Source organism: Paenibacillus sp. RC334, from assembly GCF_030034735.1.
In the GTDB taxonomy this organism is placed as follows: Bacteria; Bacillota; Bacilli; order Paenibacillales; family Paenibacillaceae; genus Paenibacillus; species Paenibacillus terrae_A.
Window position 1 is genome coordinate 4,207,167 of record NZ_CP125370.1, and the last position, 17,993, is coordinate 4,225,159.

At 48.7% G+C, this 17,993-nt stretch carries 12 protein-coding genes and 1 pseudogene; all 13 read right to left on the reverse strand.

Annotated elements, in window-relative coordinates; genetic code table 11:
- Positions 1-111: 111 nt before the first annotated feature.
- Positions 112-876 carry a LytR/AlgR family response regulator transcription factor gene (locus QMK20_RS19295; RefSeq protein ID WP_283652917.1) on the reverse strand — a complete coding sequence of 255 codons (765 nt, stop codon included), beginning with the start codon at positions 874-876 and terminating at the stop codon, positions 112-114.
- Complete coding sequence (locus tag QMK20_RS19300) at positions 873-2,534, reverse strand: sensor histidine kinase (RefSeq protein ID WP_283652918.1); 1,662 nt, start codon at positions 2,532-2,534, stop codon at positions 873-875. Before QMK20_RS19300 ends, QMK20_RS19295 begins: the two co-directional genes overlap by 4 nt.
- 52 nt (positions 2,535-2,586) lie before the next feature.
- Entirely contained in the window at positions 2,587-3,573 is a 987-nt protein-coding gene (locus QMK20_RS19305; protein ID WP_283652919.1) for a S66 family peptidase, read from the reverse strand.
- Positions 3,574-3,942: 369 nt separating this feature from the next.
- Positions 3,943-4,080 carry a hypothetical protein gene (locus QMK20_RS19310; protein ID WP_283652920.1) on the reverse strand — a complete coding sequence of 46 codons (138 nt, stop codon included), beginning with the start codon at positions 4,078-4,080 and terminating at the stop codon, positions 3,943-3,945.
- Between the two features lie 40 nt (positions 4,081-4,120).
- Positions 4,121-4,471 carry a hypothetical protein gene (locus tag QMK20_RS19315; protein ID WP_283652921.1) on the reverse strand — a complete coding sequence of 117 codons (351 nt, stop codon included), beginning with the start codon at positions 4,469-4,471 and terminating at the stop codon, positions 4,121-4,123.
- Positions 4,472-4,636: 165 nt separating this feature from the next.
- The gene (locus QMK20_RS19320; protein ID WP_283652922.1) at positions 4,637-5,278 is read right to left on the reverse strand and encodes a 50S ribosomal protein L25; all 642 of its coding nucleotides are present in this window, start codon (positions 5,276-5,278) and stop codon (positions 4,637-4,639) included.
- A gap of 232 nt (positions 5,279-5,510) precedes the next feature.
- Positions 5,511-8,012, reverse strand: a complete 2,502-nt coding sequence (pulA, locus tag QMK20_RS19325) for a type I pullulanase (RefSeq protein WP_283652923.1) — start codon at positions 8,010-8,012, stop codon at positions 5,511-5,513.
- A 370-nt stretch (positions 8,013-8,382) separates the two neighbouring features.
- The gene (locus QMK20_RS19330; RefSeq protein ID WP_283652924.1) at positions 8,383-10,038 is read right to left on the reverse strand and encodes an amino acid ABC transporter ATP-binding/permease protein; all 1,656 of its coding nucleotides are present in this window, start codon (positions 10,036-10,038) and stop codon (positions 8,383-8,385) included.
- On the reverse strand, positions 10,031-12,184 hold the full coding sequence (locus QMK20_RS19335; RefSeq protein WP_283652925.1) for a DUF454 family protein: 2,154 nt from the start codon (positions 12,182-12,184) through the stop codon (positions 10,031-10,033). Before QMK20_RS19335 ends, QMK20_RS19330 begins: the two co-directional genes overlap by 8 nt.
- Before the next feature lie 217 nt (positions 12,185-12,401).
- Positions 12,402-13,547 (reverse strand): mannitol-1-phosphate 5-dehydrogenase, encoded by a 1,146-nt coding sequence (locus tag QMK20_RS19340; protein WP_283652926.1) that lies wholly within the window; start codon positions 13,545-13,547, stop codon positions 12,402-12,404.
- Positions 13,544-13,978, reverse strand: coding sequence for a PTS mannitol transporter subunit IIA (locus tag QMK20_RS19345; RefSeq protein ID WP_014282897.1), 435 nt, complete (start codon positions 13,976-13,978; stop codon positions 13,544-13,546). The genes QMK20_RS19340 and QMK20_RS19345 overlap by 4 nt, the downstream gene beginning before the upstream one ends.
- Positions 13,975-16,054: pseudogene (locus QMK20_RS19355) on the reverse strand (BglG family transcription antiterminator). The gene QMK20_RS19345 and the pseudogene QMK20_RS19355 overlap by 4 nt, the downstream one beginning before the upstream one ends.
- Before the next feature lie 83 nt (positions 16,055-16,137).
- Positions 16,138-17,616: a PTS mannitol transporter subunit IIBC gene (locus QMK20_RS19360; RefSeq protein ID WP_283652929.1), complete on the reverse strand. Its 1,479-nt coding sequence runs from the start codon at positions 17,614-17,616 to the stop codon at positions 16,138-16,140.
- Positions 17,617-17,993: the final 377 nt, after the last annotated feature.

Sequence of the window (17,993 nt, forward strand, 5' to 3'; positions counted from 1 at the left end):
TTGGGAGAAGCAAGTCTGTAAGGATTCTCTCTACATGGATCATTATAACGTTGCATGTTAGCCAGAAATCGTTTGAGGAATGAAATGCACCTATAGCGGAATGAAATGCCTTTATAGCCGCATAATTTGCCGAAATTCCTTGGCCTTGCTGCGGCTTACCGGAATCTCCGCGTCCAGACCCCGCAAGCGCAGGAGATACGTATGATTGAACCAAGGTACAATTTCACGGATCTGCGACAGATTAACCGTGTAGGATCGGTGACAGCGGAAAAAGTCCTGCTGCGGCAGTCGGGCATGAAATTCCGAGATGCTCATCGGCATCGTATATTCCTCATGTCTAGTAAAGACAAGGGTGACCTTTTCCTGTGCGCACGCATAATAAATATCGTTGGCATCCGTTACGATGATTTTGTCGTTTTTCAGCAGATTGATACGGCCCGGGGCGCTAACGATGCTGGTTTCAGCAGGTCGGGGCTGCGCAGGCTGGGCATTCTCCTGTACCTGAACGTTTCGCTGCTCATAAGCATTTTCCAGCTTGCGCAGCATGGCGGCGATCCGCTTTTCATCATACGGCTTGAGGATGTAATCAAATGCCTCCAGTTCGAAAGCCTGCGCGGCATGCTCTTTGTAGGCGGTCGTAAAAATAATATAAGGCTTTTTGGCAAATTTGCTAATGTTCTGCGCCAGCAGCATCCCGTCCACCGAAGGAATGTTAATATCGAGAAAAATAGCATCCGTCTCATGGTCCTGCAAAAAACGGAACACGTCCAGCCCGTCCTCAAAGCTGTCCGTCACTTCAATATGGCTGTGGGTCTGAATAAGATACTCCAGCTCTTCACGCGCCGGAATTTCATCTTCTACAATGATGGCCTTCATGACTGCTCCTTTGGTATGTCAAAATAAACTTCGGTGCCTTGCTCATGCTTGAGAATAATGACCCCTTCTCCATACATGAGCTTGAGTCGTCTATGCACATTATACAAGCCAATTTGTTTGGCTGGAACCCGATCATGATACAGGTTATCCACGACATCATCCCGTATGCCTACTCCTGTATCTGCCACAGAAATCCGCACCTTTTCTCCCCGATCCTTTACGGAAATGGTCACTGTACCCGGTCCCTTTTTCTTGAGAATTCCATGATTAATCGCATTCTCAACCAGCGGCTGAATAATAAGGCTTGGAATGCGCACGGACACCTCGTCCATCACATACTCCACCTGAAGCCGGTTCCCGAAGCGGGCTTTTTCAATTTCCACGTAATCAGACACCTGCTGAAGCTCCTTATGAATTTCGATCAAATCATCATTCAGCTCCAAATTATAACGCAGATATCCCGACAAATTAATGATCAGCTCTCGTGCCTTATCCGGCTTGGTGCGCGTCGTAGAGGCAATGGCGTTCAGTGCGTTGAACAGAAAATGCGGATTAATTTTAGTCTGGAGCGCCTTCAACTCGGCTTTATTCGCCGCTTCCTTAATTTGCTCCACCCGCGATACTTCCATTAATGTGGAAATAATTTGGGACAAGCCAATCGCCATCGTTTGCAACGGATACGTGATTTTATAAGCTTTGCGGTAGTAAATTTTCAGGGTTCCGGTCACCTCTCCCCGTTCCTCCAGCGGGATAATGAGCAGAGACTGGATTTGGGGTGTTTTATCGTCGGCAATATGGTTGCGAATCGTGATTTTACCGCTGCGGATCGTCGATTTGGTCACATCGCTAATGATCTCGTCGCCGATATGATAACGTTCCTCGCCAAAACCAACGTAGGCCAATACATCTCTCGTATCCGTAATCGCCACCGCGTCCGCCTTGATATCCTCCTTAATGATCGAACAAATGGTATGCAACGATTCCGCATTAATGGAGCGAAAATAAGGCAACGTCTTGTTGGCAATATCTAGTGCCAGCTTGGCCTGTCTGGCCGCGATATTTTCCTTTTCCCCCTCGACACTCTGAATCAGCAGAACGATCAGACCGACGCTGACTTGCCCGATAATCATGGGCAAACCTATTTTAGAGACGATGTCCAAACCAAGCTCGTACGGCTGTGCCATCACCAGAATAAGGAGCATCGTTAATGTTTCGCAGATCATCCCGGCGGCAATACCGACCAGCCACCTCTTGGAGCGGTCGACCCGGCGCCCAATATATCCCGATACCACACCTGCCAGAATACTCGTAATCAGACACGGAATTGAGGTCACTCCCCCGATATCAATCAGATAACGGTGAATACCCGATACAATACCCGTAATAATCCCGACCCACGGTCCAAATAAGATGCCACCCGCCATAATCGCAATAATCCGGACATTGACAAGCGAGCCTTCGACTTCAATCCCGGTGTACGTGCCAAACAGTGCAAACATGCAAAAAATCATCGTTAATAGCGTCAGCTCTGCCGGGGAATGACTGTTCTTCTGCAAGGTCTCCTTAAACCGGGGAATACGGGTAATAAAAAATAGACAAATCAGCAACAACGCTGCGCGTTCAAATAGCTGCATCAGCGTTTCCAAAAAGCCGTTCACATGCGTTCCTCCTAAATATAAACCCATCATTAAGCCTTCTCTATCCCACTCACTATTCACATATTTCAAGATCAATCATGTCATTCCGGGCACGGATACTCGCCTTCCCGCCAATCGGATATGTAAATTGCGGTGTGGTATGTCCGAAATCGGCATCTGCAATCACCGGAATAGAGGCCAGTTCCTTTTTCGAGCTAATGATTTGCCGCAGCAACTTTTCCGTCATATGAGATGCCTGCTGAAAACGTCCGATGATGATTCCTCTCACCTGATCGAATCCCGGCTGGTGCAGCAATGATTGCAAATCTCGATCAAACGTAGCAGGAGAGCTTTCATAATCATCCTCAACCAATAGAATCGTTCCTTCCAGACTCGGCATATACGGGGTTCCCTGCAACAAATTCAGGGTACACAGGTTTCCACCCACAATCGTACCGTATGCTTCTCCTTCGTGAATCGCATAAGGCCCGACATTGCGGTGAAAGATTCGTTGATCCTGATCCAAATACCATGTATCGTCACTCCACTCTGGCGAAGACTGGATTTGAATACTACCCTCTTCCAACATCATCCTTTGAAAATATGCTGTCGTGTATTCATTTCCTTGCTGCATGCCAAATGTCAAAAAATGAGGACCTGCATACGTGATAAGTCCTGTTTTCGCATATATGGCATGACTTAAAGCAGTAATATCCGAATAACCACATAACCGTTTAGGATGAGCGCCAATCAGTTCATAGTCAAGGTGGGCAAGGAGCTGATTAGCATTATACCCTCCAATGGCAGTCAAAATGCCCTTCACCTTCGGATCGGCAAAAGCTTCGTGCAAATCTGCTACTCTGGATTCTATTGAGGAAGATGTAAAATCGTCGCTTTCCAGCACATGTTGCGAAAAGCTCACCGTAAATCCGAGTTGCTCCAGCTTTTGCTGGGCAATTAGACGATTTTTCTCAGAAACGATAGACAAACTTCTGGACGGCGAAAGAATGCGTATCTCGTCTCCAGCCTTTAGTTTGGGCGCTTGCTTTCCCATGATCATGGTCATTCCCCCTATATACGAAGCATTTAAACTGCCACAAATTATACCATCAACTTCCATCTATATAAACTGAACTTAAAAGTTACCTATTGCGCCACTGCGCAGTCGGATAGTGCTTCCCATCGCCACTGCCCCCCGGATTTCTCGAATAAAGCCTCTGATCAGGGAAGAAATCCGGGGACAAAAGCGACCGCTTCGCTTGTACAGCACCATTCCGCCTACTCCGTTTTCCATGTACCTTTTTTAGTTCAGCCTATGTAATTATAGCTTTTAGAAATATACTCTCAACTCTACATCAGCAAAAAACCGGGGATTACCGTCTGATAGCGATATTCCTCGGCTCATTAGCCCGATGATGAAGCTATCTGATTACTTGCTTTTGCTGGTTTCGATATGGTTACTGTCCTCATTCTTTTCTTGTACCAGCTCTTTCAATTGGATAATCAGCGTCTCCAGCTCACCGAAGCCAGCCACCATGTTGGAGGTTATATTTTGTTGCTCCTCCACACCAGCAAAAATCTGTTCCGACGCCGCACTAACTGTTCGGTTACACTTTAAAACGCTCGGTAAAGCTATACAATCCAGCCACAGCTTGTCTAACCTGTTCAAAAAGAAAATCAATACGTTGCCTTGTCGCATTAATATCTTTATTTTGCTCTTCACTTTTTTGATACTGCATTTGATTCAATACCGACACCACTAACAGCAAAAGCCCAATTAATAAAACAATCACAAACTCGTGAACATAGCGCAAAGAACTGGTAACAGGTGGAACTGCAGACGTACCGATCGAAATTTGCACAAAAATATTACACAGATTTAAGATCATAGCCACCAGAAAGTATCGGTAAGACGGATACAGCAAAAATAAAGAGCAAATCAATATGGTGGTTTCCAATCACCTTTAATTACCAAGTCACAAAATGACATCATCACTAGATGGATGTAATCGCATATTATTTAAACGCAAAAAATCGCCCCCTGATCAGGGAGCGATTTTACATTTATCTTTGAATAGCCGTCTTCGGCAGGAAGACACTCATCTATCCGATGACCTACAGCATCAGGCCTCCTTGTTTTCGGAAGCCTTTTCTGTACCTTCTGTTGCAGCTGCATCGCCTGCCACAGCAGCATTTTCCACCTCAACCGCACGCGGAACGATAATGGAAGCAAGCAACTCTTCCTCAGGAACGTGCAACGTTACTCCTTTAGGAAGTTTCAGGTCGCTCGCGCTCAGCTTGTCACCGACATCCAGTGCGGATACATCCACCTCAATGGTAGATGGCAGGTCAGCAGGAAGACCCTCGACTTCGACTTCGTTTTCCTGAATTTGCAGAATACCGCCCGTTTTTGTACCTACAGGTGTACCCTGATAATCAATAGAAACACGCACGCGAAGCGGCTTGTTTTTGGAAATTTTCAAAAAATCGGCATGCAACCACTGGTTGTCACGCTGCTGATAATCCTTAATGATGACCGGAATGGTTTCTCCACCCTCTACGGTGAGGTTGAACACCTCCGAACGTCCGGTTCTGACTACTTTATTAAATTCTTTGGCATCGACATGTACAGGGGTTCCTTCAAGCTCAGAGCCGTAAACCACAGCTGGAATCCGTCCTTTTAACCTCAATCCACGAAGTGCCGAACCCTTCTTCTCTGTTCTCGGCTGGGCGGTCAGTTGAATACTTCCTCCATTAGAACTCATGATATACAACCTCCTTCAGGTTACCTTACAAATGATTATTCCTCAAGAATCTTGCCTGTTCACCAGTCGCACTAAAAGGTATAAGCCAGCAAGCTGGCAAAATCAAACAAGTCCATAATTCTATATTACCCCTTTTTTCTGAAAATGACACACGTTTGCATAAAAAAATAGCATCTCTCGAAATAATCGAAAAATGCTATTCAATGTACGAAAGACAACCACTCCTATAAAGCTATCCTGCCCGGTTGTCGTTGACCAGCAGCAAATATTCTTCTCTGCCACTGTGAATCAATACCTGCATCACAGATCGGTTCAGGTCTACATCAATATACCGATCGGCCTCAATATCCTTGGCATCCCACTGATTGAGGCGGACGATATAGCCGATACGCCGCACATGAGGAGCCACTTGAATACGCGCTACTGCGCGACCGTCATCCAATTCACTCAATTCTACATGTCCGTCCCGGCATCCGGTGCCCCATACCCACACATTCCAGCCAGAATATTGTCGATCCGCACGCTCGTAAATCAACTCAATGGTGCGATACAACGCCACTTCTTCGTAGTAACCTGCGATTTCTTGGTCTGTTCCCTCATCCGAACCTTCCAATCCGTTCTCCGCCAGCTCGGTCGTCTGATCCTGTCCGGTCAAAAAGGATGGCTGAGCGGGTTCCTCCTGATCATACAGTACCATCATCGACCAGCGCAAAACGGTCACACGATGGCCTGCTACTTCATACCGTATCTCATTTCCAGCCCCGTGAGCATCCACAACGACATGCCAGCGATCCGATTCCACAGGCAGCAGTATCGTCTGCTCCGTATCCGAGCCGTTATAAATCACCACAATCTGATTCCAGGCATCGCCGTTAGCATGGTGCCTTAATGCAAAAGCTACCACATGCCCGCTGCTGTGCAGCACTTCCATATGCTGCTTCACCAGCTCCCGATGATCCATCCGGAATGCCGGATGACTGCGCCGTAAAGCGATTAGTCCCTGATAGTAATCAAATACGGGACGAAATCTCGCTTTGTTCTCCCAGCGAATAGCATTCACCACATCCACACTACGGTAGCTATTATGGTCTCCATATTTGGAGCGCAACAGTTCATCACCTGCATGGATAAAGGGAATGCCCTGGGAGGTCAGCACCATGCCGTTTGCCAGCAAGGATTTGCGTACGGTTTCATTCTCCAGCAAGTCATGCTCATTCACTTCCCGGTACGGGTCTGCATCCGCCACGGCTTGTTCGGCGGCTCTCCCATCCTGCGGCTGACCCTGCTCCCATTGAGGAAAACCGCAGCGTTCCCGCAAATGCCGCACCGTCAAAATTTTATCCCACAGATTGAGATTATCGTGAGCCGTGACATAATTGACCGTTTCCGAAGGTTGGGCTGTAAAATCATGAATAGCTCCAAAAACACCTTTAAGCACCAGTTCCTCCTGATCCCATGCCCCCGTGGCAAAGCCACTTGCGGTACCATCACTGTCACCCTTAATAGCAGAACGATAGTTGTCATTGAAGACGGCAAAGCCTTTGTCCCGTTGTGTTCCTTTTAACGTCAGCAGAGGCTGCGGGGATTCTCCCCCCGTCCAAGGCTCTCCATAGATAAGCAGATCGGTACGAACCTCAGAGCGAAGCTCCTGTGTAAGCTGCTCCACAGTCGGCGTATCTATCAGTCCCATCAGATCAAAACGGAAGCCGTCTATATGATATTCCTCTGCCCAATAGCGCAGCGAATCCTTGATATACTTGCGAACCATCGGGCGTTCGCTTGCCACCTCATTACCCACACCCGAGCCGTTGGAAAGCTGCCCATGCTCATCCGTACGGTAATAGTAACCCGGTACAACAGGGTCGAACGGCCCTTTTTCCACCGAGAAAGTATGGTTGTACACGACGTCCATAATGACACCGATGCCAGCATTATGCAGGGATTGCACTAGCAGCTTCAACTCCCGTATACGTGCCTCCGGGTCAGCCGGATTGGAAGAATAAGATCCCTCCGGCACATTATAGTGCTGGGGATCATAACCCCAGTTATATTCCGTGCCCTGTTCCGCAAAATCATTTACCGTATGGAAATCAGCTACTGGAAGCAGATGGACATGTGTAATGCCCAGCTCCAGCAAATGATCCAGTCCGATGCTGTTGCCCACCGAATCTTTTAGTCCCGTATACGTAAAGGCTGCAAACCGTCCTTGTGCGGCAGATAAGCCTTTTTCTCCAGTATTAAAATGTGTATCCATTGAAAAATCACGCACATGAAGCTCATATATAATGGCATCCGTAGCCCGGGCAAGTGTGGGTCCAGCATCCTCTTTCCATCCGTCCGGATGGGTTTGAGCCAAATCAACGATTGCCGTGCGCTGTCCATTGGCTGATACCGCTGTCGCATAAGGATCGGCGGCATAATGAAGGGTACTGTCTGCCCCTTCCAGCCTGTACATGTAATAACACTTGTTCCAGTCGCCTTCCAGCTCTACGGACCATACACCATGCTCATCACGGCTCATCGGAAATTCCCGGCCACCGCTATGGTCCTGAACGTTACCTTCCTGGTCATACAATCCAGCGTTGTCATACAGCGCTACATGGACCTGCTTCGCAGTCGGTGCCCATACTTTAAACATGCTGCCCGCAGGCGTATAAGTAAGACCCAAATCATGGCCTTCATATGTGGGATATGTTGTGTGCTCAAGCTCCTTGAGTTGATTGAAATCAGACATTCCTGTTCACCACCCATTTCTGTACATCGGCTTTCAGCCTCTGTTCATCCATCATTTATGATGTATACGACTTGTCAGTATACCTCAGGATTTTGCAAAATTCGATTCCAGTCGCTCCAAGGTACAATACATAGACGGAAAAAATCATTTCGATCTATATATTGCTGATTACACGTCGCTTTGTGGATTCTTGCAAAATCCTCACCTACTAGGCTATCAAAATAAGACAAGCTTGAAAAGTTGGATGATTTCAAATACGGATGCTGCTTTCATTTCACACGCACACTCCATTTTATGACAAAACCATGAACAGGCTACAGCAGCAGCCCTTCAAGCACCATAAATAATTCCCTTTATCCCTTCACACACGTCAGGACAGCCTACGGTTATCCATCTGAAACATATCGTCCGCAATCCGCATGGTAGAGCCTCGGTGGGAAACAAGGACAATCGTTTTATCCTGCTGCTGTTCCTTTAATGATTTTAAGATAATCGCTTCGTTCAGGCTGTCCAAATTGCTGGTAGGCTCATCGAGCAGCAGGAGCGGAGCATCATGAACAAAGGCTCTGGCCAGCCCCAGCCGCTGACGTTCACCACCGGACAGCCTGTCCCCCAATTCTCCAACACGGCTGTCATATCCTTGAGGCAAGGTCATAATAAAATCATGCACCGACGCCCTGCGGGCTGCTTCCACAACCTGCTCATGCGTAGCATCAGGTTTTCCAATTTTAATATTGGCCGCAATCGTGTCATCAAACAGGAACGTATCCTGATCCACATAGCTTTGCAGACCTCTCAAATGCTTCGTTCCGATTTCTTTCAAATCATGTCCAGATAGCAATATCCCGCCCTGCTGTGGGTCCCTGAACCGCATCAACAGCTTGAGCAAAGTGGACTTGCCAGAGCCGCTTTTACCCTGAATACCTGTAATCCGCTTGTGCGGTATCGTGAGACTTACATCATCCAGCACCGTCTGACCATCATATGCAAAAGTAACCCTGTCCACCTTCGCCCCGGAAAAAGCAACGCTCATTCCCCCGATATTTTCCTCGACCTCCGGGGTTTCCTCCAGCAGACTCAGCACGCGTTCCCCGCTCGCCAGCGTTTGCAGCAGATTGTTGGACAAATTGCTAAGCGCAACTACCGGGCCAAACGAGCTAAACAGGGCAATGACGGAAACAAGCATCCCTGTAAAGCTGACCTGCCCCTTGGACATGCCATACAATCCAGCCAGCAGCATCAGAAATGAAAAACCCACGACCGCTGCATCCGTTATCGCTCTTGTGATGCCTTCATGATGCTTCAAGCTCTTCTGCTTGGCATCCAATTGATCCGTGCGACGGTTAATCTCCGCCAGTCGTTGTTCCCCGCGCCCGTATTGCACAATTTCCTTCATACCACGTAGACTATCCAGGAAATAACTGCTCAGCTTGCCGAAGCTGCTCCGGTATTCCATCCCCTGACGTCTGCCCATACGCGACGTTAACAGGGGAATGAACAGACCGACCGTTATGTAAGCAAGCGCAGCGAGCCAACCTAACACAGGTTCATAGGAACCGATAAAGAATACCATCAACAGGGAAGTAATGATTCCGATCATAACAGGCGCTATCGTATGTGCATAAAACACTTCCAGCAGCTCAATATCACTTGTAATCAGCGAGATCAGATTCCCTTTGTCCTTGCCTTCGAGCTTGGCTGGCGCCAGTCTGCGCAGGGCTTGAAGCACCTTGTCACGCAGCACAGCCAGCAGCTTGAATGCGAGATAATGACCACTCATTTGCTCGCCATAACGGAACACGCCGCGCAGTACAGCACAAACCACGATGAGCGTGAGCAGGAACGTCATGCTGTAGCCCGTCGTGATGCCCGTTGCTGTAAGCAGGGCAAGGGCTCCATAGACAATAATGCCAATAGCACAAGCAAATCCAAGCACTCCAGTAACGATCGTTATGAGCAGAACGGGTAAAAGAGGCCCGGCCAGTACCAGTAATTGGGCCATAATCCGCATTCCGTGTCTACGCATATACAGCACCTCCTTTTACAAACTGCTCTACCTGGTGTTGGCTGAGATACATCTCGGCATAATGCCCTTGCTGGCTCATTAGTTCAGCATGTGTGCCGGACTCTGCCACTTGGCCGTTCCGCAGCACATAAATGCGGTCGGATTGGACAACATTTTCCAGTCTATGCGCGATGAGAATAACGGTTTTGCTGCCTGCCAGCGCATGTATAACCTCCATAATGCCTGCCTCGCTCTCACTGTCTATGTTAGAGGTAGCCTCGTCAAAAATGTACACGCTACTATCATGCAGCAGCGCTCTTGCCAGCGCTAGCCGTTGGCGTTGTCCCCCTGACAGGTTCGCTCCCTGCTCCTCCAGCTCTACTTCCAGCCCTCCCTGTGAGAGAACAAAGTCATACAGCTTCACCTGCCGCAACGCTTCCAGCATCTGTTCCTCATTCGCGTGCTCATTGCCCATTTTCAAATTAGCTTCGACCGTGCCCTTGAAAATATAGCTGTTGAAACCGATCCAGGTCATATGCCGCATACGGCTTTCTTCTGAAATGGCGGCAAGCTCGGTTCCTCCAACGGTCAGACTTCCTTGATAACCCTCATGATGACCAACGATTAATCCGGCTACTGTACTTTTACCAGAGCCAGATTCCCCGACAATGGAAACAAAACTGCCCTGAGGAATTTCCATAGATATATTTCGCAGGGTGTCCCTTTCGTCGTAGGCAAAATTCACCTGATCCAGTCGAATATCGGTAGTCTTGATGCTTTTTTTTCCTTGTACTAGCTCCTCTGTACTCAGAATTTGAAATATTTTGTCACTCGCTGCCATGCCGTTCATGGCGATATGAAAGTAGGAGCCCAGCAGCCGCAGCGGAATGAAGAACTCCGCCGACAGCAGCACAATGATCAACGCTCCCGCCAAGCCGATATGACCAGCAGAATATTCGCTCACTGCGACCAGAACGCCCGCAGCGGCACCGCCAAATGCAATAAGGTCCATGACTGCCACCGAGTTTAGCTGCATGGTCAGTACTTTCATTGTCATTTTGCGAAAATCCTCGGCCGCCGTGTTCATTTCCTGATGTTTCTCCTGGTCTGTCCCGTATATTTTAAGCGTGGTCAGGCCCTGTACATTTTCCAAAAAGCTGTGACCCAGATTGACATAGCTGCCCCAATATTTTCGAAACAGCTTTTTAGCCATCCTCATAATGACTATAATCGACACCGGAATCAGCGGAACGCAGATCAACAAGATAATGGCAGCCTTGAAGCTGACAAAGGATAAGGTGATGAACAACGTTACGGGTGCAAGCAGACTGTAAAATAACTGGGGCATGTATCTGCCAAAATAGGTTTCAAGCTGCTCCACTCCTTCTACAGCAACCTGAATAACCCCCGATGTGGAGGTATGATCCGTATACGCTGGCCCCAGCTTCAGCAGCTTGCCGTAAATTTGCGAGCGCAGCGTTTTTTTGGCATTCACTGAGGCCCGATAGGACAGCATACTGGCTGCATAATTGCACAAGCATCGGACTGCAATCGCAGCAATGACAATGGCCGTCACAGATAGAATCAGCTTACGGGTAACTTGTCCCGTCCATGCCTGTTGCAAAACAAAGGACATGGACAAAACAGCGGCTATACTGCCCAAAAGACCGATCCACTGGACAAGCACACCCAGAACGATATATTTTCGGGAATGCTCCACCAGACCAAGCAGACGGCTGTCGACCATTTTAGACCTTTTCTTCGTGGTATCAGCAGACGGAGTTGGGGATGGAGTTTCCGCTGTAGTGCCTCTCACCGTCCCGATCCTGAATATAAAGTAATAATATTTGAAGAGGATGACTAACCCGATAATCACCTTGGCCCACACTGGTGGGGTTAAAATAAAGCCGGTAATGAGCATGGCTGACGCCAATCCCAGAGTCGTGATTTTAGTGGACAGCTTCAACGATCTCGTTTGGACGAAGCTTTCCAGATGCTTATGGTACAAAGAGGTATTCGAAAACCATTGGTGAATCCGTTTAGACCCCCGCATAAAGAAAAAGGCTGCCAGCAGCAAAAACGGCGTAGTCGGCAGCAACGGTACCACCACGCCAATCACTCCAAGCGCCAAAAATAGAAACCCTAAGGTAACATAGATCGGTTTCACTGTAATCCTCCCTAAAAAGATATGATGATGACCCATTTGATGGATAATGATAATCATTATCAATATAAACAATTTAGACAGGTTGTTATGTGATGTAAATCACGCATAAAAAAATCCTCTTGAAGCATATCTCTACAGAACACGCTTTTGTGGGTGTTGATGTAGATGTATTGGCTTCAAGAGGATTATCGAAAATAACGCGCGATATTAGGTTGTTTTATGAATTTATAATATCATATTGCTCCAATACCTGCCGATGTAGCGGGTGGTCTGCGGGTATGGATGTATAGCGTGTCAGCGCCACACCCAGTCCTTCGCTGCGGATCACCTGCTGAAGCTCGACTGCCTCAGGGTCCTCCGCAATATCAAATTTACAGGCAGCAGCCATTCCTAGCGCCAGATGATCCGTTAAGATGCCATACTCCTCCGCTTGCAGTGCCGGACGTACAAGACGGTCATTGGGAGACAGCTTCCGCAACGGTGAACGTCCGACCCGAGTAACCTCGTCTATCAGATTAGGGTTGCGGAAGCGACCCAAAATTTTGGAAATGTACTTCTGATGCTCCGCCTGATCCAAACCGAAGCGCTTCACAAGCACCGCCCCTGTTTCCTCCAGTGCACCTTGTATCGAATCCACCACCTTGTCATCCTTCATCGCTTCCTGAATGGTAGCATAACCCGCGGCATAACCAAGGTAGGCCGCCACGCAATGCCCCGTATTCACCGTGAACAGCTTGCGTTCAATGTAAGGCTCCAAATCCTGCACGTAAAGGATGCCTTCGATCTCTTTATGGTCAGAAGCCATTTGCGATCGATCCACCACCCACTCGTAAAAAGGCTCTACCTGCACGTGCAACGGGTCCTCATGATGCTGGATCGGCACAATCCGGTCTACAGCAGCATTGGGAAAATAAACCGAAGCCTCCGCCTTGGCACGAGTCGCCTCATCCAGTAGCGCAAAAACATGCTCTTTCAGTTGGGCGCTGCCTCCGATTGCATTTTCGCAGGCGATCACATGTAGCGGCGCTGCCCCGCGTTTTACCCGCCGCTTAATTCCCTCGGCAATGCCTGCTGCAATATGCTTGAGGATGCTGACACCCACTGCGGTCGTTACCAGATCAGCTTGGTCTACCGCATCCGCTACAGCCGCTGCATCTTTGCCATCAATCGCGGTTACATTCGTGACCATCTCCGCATCCTTGGTATCATTCGCCAACTCTACAGTGTATTGCTTGCGCCGGCGTAACTCGGATACAAGAGTGTCGTTAACATCCGAAAAGACAACCTCATAACCTGCCCGCGATAGAATCAATCCGATAAATCCGCGACCGATATTTCCTGCTCCAAAGTGGACGGCTCTCATAGCTCCATCTCACTTTCGAACAGATCGATAATTTCCTGAGGGGTCACCGCGTTGCGGAGTTTATCCATGTTTTCTTCCTCCGCGCATACCACAGCGATACTCGTCAAAATCTCCATATGATCGCCGCCTTGTGCTGCGATGCCGATCACCATATATGCTTTTTCTTCCCCAAAATCTACACCTTGCGGGAACTGAATGATCGAGATGCCTGTCGACTGAATAAACGTCTTGGATTCCTTCGTGCCGTGTGGAATAGCCAACCCGTTCCCGATATAGGTAGACACGATCTCCTCGCGTTCCAGCATCTTGTCAATGTACTCACCTGTAATATGTCCGGCATCCAGCAGGATTTGTCCGGCCATGCGAATCGCCTCATATTTGTCTTTGGCGGTTGCGTTCATTTTTACTTTGTCTATCGTCATAATGCTCACGGTAGGTTCCTCCCTGTCCCTAATTTACTGTGAAAAAATTCAGCCAGTTCACTCGATATATAATTGGCGATATGCTCACGGCTACCGTGTTTCAGTAGCGTAACCATGTCTTCCCGAAGTAGTAATGCACTAATCTCGCTCAATACCTCCAGGCTTTCTCTCGGCAGCTCGCGAGGTCCCAACATAAGCAGCACGCAATCTACCTGTTCGCCTGCATCCGCCAGCAGCGGCTCTGCCAGCTTATACAGCGTAAGCGAAGGCTCGCGAATATAGTGGCTGCGCGTATGAAACAAAGCTATGGAGGTATCAGGGATCACCTGACTACCCTGGCGCTCTCTTTCCATGAGCTGTGCAGCAATGCCAGAAGGCTCTGTGACGTTCCCCCCGCCCCGCCTCCAGCATGCAGATAGCCTGTACGGTAGCGCGCATATCCATCCCCTGATTTTCCAGCGTATACACTTGAAATTGCTGTACAATGTGTACAATTTCCTCGAGACTTTTTCGCAGCCCCGTGAGCCACTCCATGCCCTGACCGGGCTGGACGGCCTGCTCCTGCTGCTGATCATTGGGATGCTTGAGTGTAATATGCTGGATAAAATGTCGCAGACGGTCACTCTCCTCCTGCGTCAGCAGCGGGCTGATCTTGAGATAGCGATCCGGTTCCAGCGGTAGCTCCACCGTCGAAATGATCAGATCATAATCCTCTTTCGGAATCCGCGCCGCCTCGTACCATGAGGCCCTATCCACGATTTTGATCTGTGGCAGCTCCTTGGCGAGCCTTGTTGCCAGCAGCCTGGATGATCCAATGCCGCTCGTGCAGACGACGATGGCCCGCACCTCCCGCCGCAATTGTCGCAGCCGCTCCAGCGAAGCGCCGAAATGCATGACGAGAAATCCGATCTCTTCATCCGGCACTTCCATTTCTGTCATGCCCGCCGCAGCCTTCTTCACCGAGTCGAACAAGCTGCCGTAATCCTTGCGGATTTGCTGGAGCAGGGGATTACGGATGGATCTGCCTTCCTTCAAACGTTTGAGTACCGGAGCCATATGGGCAATCAGTCCTTCACGCAGAACACGATCCTCTGCCAATGGCGTGTCTGTCTCTTCCTCTACACGACGAATCAACTCATGAACCGACTCCAGCAGTACGAGATCATCCAGCGGCAGCAGCCGGGTTGAATGATCCTCGGCATCACGGAATAGCAGTCTGAAATAAGATCGTTCCGGCTCTGGAAAATCAATATCCAGCGCCTCTGACAATTCCGTGCATATGCGTTCCACCATAGCTGTGCGCAGCATGATATTCTCATCCGAATCTGTTTTGGAATACGAGAGACGATGATCCACAACGTATCCGAGCCGCAGACGTGCCAGCGAAACGCAAATTTGAATCAACAGCTCCATATATTTGCTTTCCACCATGTTTTTCAGCCATTTCTCATGGGGCTGCCAGAGGGCATTTTCCACGGTCAGCAGGTTCTCTCTGCCAATCATCTCCAGCAACTTGTCAGCGACACGTGTCACAGGACGAAGCTCCTCCCGGCTGGAAAACAGATCCGATTCATCCAAATACTCTAGAGCCAGCTCGGAAATCGCCCGTCTTTTGTCCGTCTCCCGGCCTGTAATCTCGACGCCGTACCCGCGTCTGCGCACAAGCACGAGTCCCCGTTCCACGATCCAGCCTTGCAATTCGTCCAGATCATGACTGACAGTAGTTACTGCGACCTTCAAATCAGCAGCCAGCGCCAGCAGCTTGATCGGCTCCTGTGTATCCAGCAGCATACAGAGAACCACGATCTTTCTTTCCTCAGCCGAATATTCGTCCGACTTCGTATGCATCAATTGCTCCCGCAGACATACAAGCTGAGCCGGGTCGGCATCCACATAGATACCAATCCCTGATTTTTTCTCCAGCTTTACCTCATGAGCCGCTAACCAATGCTCGACTGCACTGAGTTCCCGGTGAACCGTCCTTGTGCTGACATTAATCTTCGTGGCAATTTCCCCGGCCGTTACCTCTTGGGACTGCTCCAGAAGATATTCCACGATGTCACGTTGTCGTTTCGTAATATTCATAAGCGCATACCGTTCCTTCCCAAGCTCATCCCTTCCGCAGAACACACGAACTGCATACAAGGCGGCCTGACTACTACAGGGGATTAAGAATCGGATTTCAGACGTTCCACCAGCGCTTCGTATTCAGGACTCTTCAGGAAATTATCAATAGAAATATGCTCGGCATTTGGAGCCACCGTTTTAGCCCGGTCCGTCAACGTTTTTTGCGTAATAACAATATCCGCATCCTGCGGAATCTCACTGATTGCCGTGTTCGTTACCGTGACATCCACATCCGCCTGCTTCATTTTTTTGCGTAAAATCGAGGCGCCCATAGCGCTTGAGCCCATACCTGCATCACAGGAAAAGACGATCTTGTTCACATCTGATTTATCCTTGACCGTTTGAACTTCACCAATCTCCGCAGCCCGATCAGCTTCGCGGTTATCTTCCGTTACAGTGGTATTTTCGCCTGCAGCCTTGCTTTGAGTTTTCATATCCTTCATGCGGGATGCCGCTTCCTCAAGCCCCTCTTCTTTTTGCTTACCTGTCTTGAGTAACACAGCAGCAACAGCAAACGATACGACCGCAGCAGCAATCACACCGCTCAGCATTGGCAAATATCCGCCTTTTGGCGTCATCAGGAAATAAGCGATGATACTACCCGGTGAAGGAGCTGCTACCAGTCCGGCACCTGTCAGCATGAAACAGAACGTTCCCACCACACCCCCTGCTATAGCAGCAAGAATCAGAATCGGCTTCATCAAAATATAAGGGAAATAAATTTCATGAATCCCGCCGAAAAAGTGAATGATAACCGCGCCAGGAGCCGACGACTTCGCAGGGCCTTTACCAAACAGGCAGTAGGCCAGCAAAATACCGAGCCCTGGTCCAGGGTTCGATTCAAGCATGAACAAAACGGATTTGCCTGTTCTTGAAGCCTCCTCCAGCGCAATCGGACTCAATACTCCGTGGTTCAGTGCGTTGTTTAGAAATAATACTTTTCCGGGCTCAATAATGAGGTTGACGAGCGGCAAAAGCCCTGCGTTCACGAGGAACTGTACCCCTGCTGACAACACTTGACTGATAATTTGTACAAACGGTCCGATTGCCACATGAGCAAGCAGCGCTAAAATCGCCCCGATAATCCCTGCCGAGAAGTTATTGACCAGCATTTCAAAGCCTGATTTAACTTTGCCGTCAATCGCTTTGTCGAATTTCTTCAATATCCATGCAGCCAGCGGACCCGCTACCATCGCGCCGAGGAACATCGGAATGTCCGCCCCGACAATGACACCCATCGTCATAATGGCCCCGATCACACCTCCGCGCTGTCCGTGAATCATTGTGCCACCCGTATAACCGATCAGCAGCGGCAGCAAATAATTTTTCATCGGATCAACCAGTTGTGCAAAACCCTCATTCGGGAACCATCCGGTCGGAATAAAAAGTGCCGTGATCAATCCCCACGCGATAAAGGCCCCCATATTGGGCATAACCATACCGCTGAGAAAACGACCGAAACGCTGTACGGCAACGCGAGCGCCTCCGTTTGAATTGGACTTTGCGTCCACTGTGCTCATATTCATATCCTCCTTATAGGTCAGTATTTTGCATCATTCGATTCCCAACGCTCGAAAGTACAATAGATAAACGAACTAAACCGTTTCGATCTATCTATTGCTGATTTGAAATCGCTCTTGGGATTGTTGCAAAATACCCAGGTAATAAGCATCACTACCTTTTCTTAAAATTCATACTAAATGACAACGCTATCTTCATCAACGAAATGAAAACGTACTTTCGTCATGAACGTTGATGACAACATTTAAATTTAAGATAAACAGGCGCGAAATCATTAGGCATAATTCCTCTTAATGTGGCCTGAAACGTTAGAATTTAGTCGAGAAACCATGCGTCATCTATACCATTTCTATACAAGGAATATCCTCCAAACAAG